General features: G+C 68.5%; 2 protein-coding genes and 1 pseudogene. All 3 read left to right on the forward strand.

What is annotated here, in order from left to right:
* Positions 1-745: pseudogene (locus ACRX5W_RS33050) on the forward strand (NF041680 family putative transposase); the annotation flags it as partial.
* Positions 746-985: 240 nt separating this feature from the next.
* Positions 986-2,218, forward strand: a complete 1,233-nt coding sequence (locus ACRX5W_RS33055; RefSeq protein WP_436792093.1) for a sensor histidine kinase — start codon at positions 986-988, stop codon at positions 2,216-2,218.
* Positions 2,209-2,853, forward strand: a complete 645-nt coding sequence (locus ACRX5W_RS33060; protein WP_436792094.1) for a response regulator transcription factor — start codon at positions 2,209-2,211, stop codon at positions 2,851-2,853. Before ACRX5W_RS33055 ends, ACRX5W_RS33060 begins: the two co-directional genes overlap by 10 nt.
* Positions 2,854-3,360: the final 507 nt, after the last annotated feature.

The following is a 3,360-nucleotide window of genomic DNA, read 5'->3' on the forward strand; positions in this document are numbered from 1 at the left end:
CTCCACCCCGCGCGGCGGACGGCCCCGCATGCACGGCAGGGTGCTGACCTTCGCCAAGCCGCAGTCCTGGCACACCCCCGACCAGGCCACCGCCTGCGAGACCACCCGCTACGGCACCGCCGAAGCCTTCGCCTGGGACCGCATGCACCCCCGCCTGGCCGCCCGCGGCTCGTGGCTCGACCACGGCGGCGAACTCCCGGTCCTCCACGGCACGTTGATCCGCCTGCAAGTCGAGCGCCTGCCCGGCGACCGGGACCCGAAACCGGTCTGGCTGTGGTCGTCGCGCACCGCCATGACCGGCCACGACGTCGACCTGCGCTGGCAGGCGTTCCTGCGGCGCTTCGACCTGGAGCACACCTTCCGCTTCTTCAAGCAGACCCTCGGCTGGACCGTCCCGAAGGTCCGCGACCCGGCAACCGCCGACGTGTGGACCTGGCTGGTCATCGCCGCCCACACCCAGCTCCGCCTCGCCCGGCCCCTCGCCGAGGACCTGCGCCGCCCCTGGGAACGCCCCGCTCCCGAACCGCGCCGGCTCACCCCCGCCCGGGTGCGCCGGGGGTTTCGCAACCTCCACGCGACCACTGCCCGTCCCGCAGCCGCACCGAAACCGAACCGCCCCGGCGGCCCCGGACGCCCACCCGGCTCCAAGAACCGCAGGCCAGCCCCGCGCCACGACCCCGGAAAGACCGTGAAACGAGCCGATTCCATCACCGAACACCTACGCCTGAACCCGCAGTTGAGATAATCAACAAGCTCAGGCTGTCCGTCGCGTTGCCGCTCCACTGGCCTGGGCGGTTCGGCCCGGCGTGGATGCGGTGAGGATGCAGCGCGGAGCGGACCAGAGGGTGCGGTTTTCCGCAGGCAAGTTCGGTGCTCGACCTCATGTTCGCCGCCGTGCGGCTGGTGGAGGCTTGTGGCACTGGCAGTTCGAGCCGTGTAGGACCCATCGGACGGGTCCAGGCTCCGTCACCGAGGAGATGCACGGATGATGACGCAAACGCCGCCGGACACGACCGAGCCCGAGCGCGACGACGATGCGGCGGAGCCGCGCAGACCGTTCCTGGATCGGGCCAAGTTGGGTGCCAGGTTGAGGGCGGTGATGCTCATGGGCCTGCTCATGGGCGTCCTGCAATTCTGCTTCTTCGTCCTGCTCCTTGTCGTCGCCGTGGTTGCGAGGTTGTTCGGGAAGCGGCCGTACCGGCTCGTCAACCGATGCGCCGAACGGTCCATCCACTGGCTTTTCGCCATGGAGCATCGCCGCCTGGGGTTCGGGACCGACGTGCCGCTTCCCGTCCCCACACGAATGCTGAGGTGGAAATACTTCTTCCCCCATTTCTGTTTGTGCCTGCTCTTCGGACTGCCCTATGCCGGAGCCCTGTTGCTGCCGTCCGGCATGATCCGGATCGGCCGCCACTTGATCTCCGGCGATGGGAACACCGTCGTCTTGGTACTGCTGCTGCTCTTGGGGACGACGTTGCTGGTGCAATGCCTGTCCATGATCGGGGTCGGCTTTGTCGACTTCGCCGTCCAAATGGACCGAGATCTGGTGAAAGGAGTGTTGGCCGAGGCCTCGGATGCGGAACTCAACCGTCGGGTGGAGGAACTTGCCGAGAGCCGGGCGGGTGTGGTGGAGGCGGTACACGAAGAACGCCGCCGCATTGAACGCGACCTGCACGACGGGGTCCAACAACGCCTGGTCGCCGTCGGCATGCTGATCGGCCGCGCCCGGCGCCGCGCCGACGCGGAGAGCAGGGACGACCTCATGCGCCAAGCGCACGAGCAGACGCAGGAGGCCTTGACGGAACTGCGCAAGGTCGCGTGGCGCATCTATCCCGCCGACCTAGACGACGGCGGCTTGGGCACCGCTTTGGAGACCCTTGCCGAACGTACGCCGATACGGGTCTCGTTGACATGCGACATCGATCGCGAACCGTCGTCCATCGTCGCGACGGCAGCCTACTTCGTGGTCGCCGAAGCGCTGACCAACGCAGTGAAGCACGGCCGCGCAAGCACGGTGACGATCTCCGTGAGTCGAGACGCCGACGACGCGGATCTGCTGAGGGTCCGCGTGGTCGACGACGGGGTGGGTGGTGCGGACCCGTCCGGCGGGGGTCTGTCCGGGCTCGCGCGCCGGGTCGCCGCGCTGGACGGTACATTCCAGGTCGTGAGCCCGCCCGCCGGTCCGACCACGATCGTCGCGGAGTTGCCGTGCGCATAGTCCTGGCCGACGACTCCGCGCTCCTGCGCGAAGGGCTCGCACGGCTGCTCGCCGACGAGGGCCACGACGTGGTCGCCGGTGTCGGCGACGGCGACGCGATGGTCCAAGCCGTGGAGCGGCATCGGCCGGATGTGGTGGTGGCCGACGTACGCATGCCGCCGACGCACACCGACGAGGGGCTGCGCGCCGCCTTGACCGTGCGGCAGACGGCGCCGGATGTCGGGGTGCTCGTCCTGTCCCAGTACGTCGAGAAGCGGTATGCAGTCGAGTTGCTGACCCAGGGGGCCACCGCCGTCGGATACCTGCTCAAGGACCGCGTCGCCCACGTGGACGACTTCCTGACCGCGCTGGACCGGATCGCCGGCGGCGGTGCCGCCTTCGACCCTGAGGTCGTCCGTCAGCTGCTTGCCCGCACCAGCCACAGCGACCCCCTGGACACCCTCACCCCGCGCGAGCACGCGGTGCTGGCACGGATGGCCGAAGGCTGCACGAACGCGGGGATCGCGGAGGCCCTGCACGTGTCGCGCAGCGCGGTGGAGAAGCACGTCAACGCGATCTTCGACAAGCTCGAGTTGCCCCGGTCGGGCACTTACAGCCGTCGGGTGCTGGCGGTCCTGCGTTACCTGGGGTCGTGAGGATCCTTCGGGCGCGGCCCGACGCGGCCATGATCGGAAGGCTTGAAAGCGGAGGAACTGGCCGCTGAGACAGACGGCACCCCCAGCAAGATCGAGCTGGGGGTGCCGTGGAACAACGCGGCGGCCAAGCGGCGGCATGAGCCGTTCGGCCGCAGATGAACACGGTTGAGCAGGCCGTGCGGGCCATCTCGACCGCTGCCTGAGTGGATGTAGAACGCGGGGCCATCGACACGGCCGAACTCGTGCCAAGCCTCGAGTTCGCAGAGATGGTCACCCATCCCCAACGCCCAAGGCAAGCTGCGTTTTTCGGCGTCGATGAAGGACACGTCGCAGGACCGATGGAGACCGTACAGGCTGTCCGCCGCAGAACTATCCCAACGCATCCTGCAGCGCCTTCGTGAGTTGGAGGCCCCCAGTGAGGGGAACGCCTGACGGGCGCCTACTGATCTTTGTGGGTCCAGTTGACGGTGCGTCAGGTGTGGGCATATCCCGTGTATGGGGTACTCG

This window comes from Yinghuangia sp. YIM S10712 (genome assembly GCF_051388935.1).
In the GTDB taxonomy this organism is placed as follows: domain Bacteria; phylum Actinomycetota; class Actinomycetes; order Streptomycetales; family Streptomycetaceae; genus Yinghuangia.

What these genes read in the sequence shown, in the direction of transcription:
- ACRX5W_RS33055 (WP_436792093.1), top strand. Translation starts at nt 986, where the DNA reads ATGATGACGCAAACGCCGCCGGACACGACCGAGCCCGAGCGCGACGAC.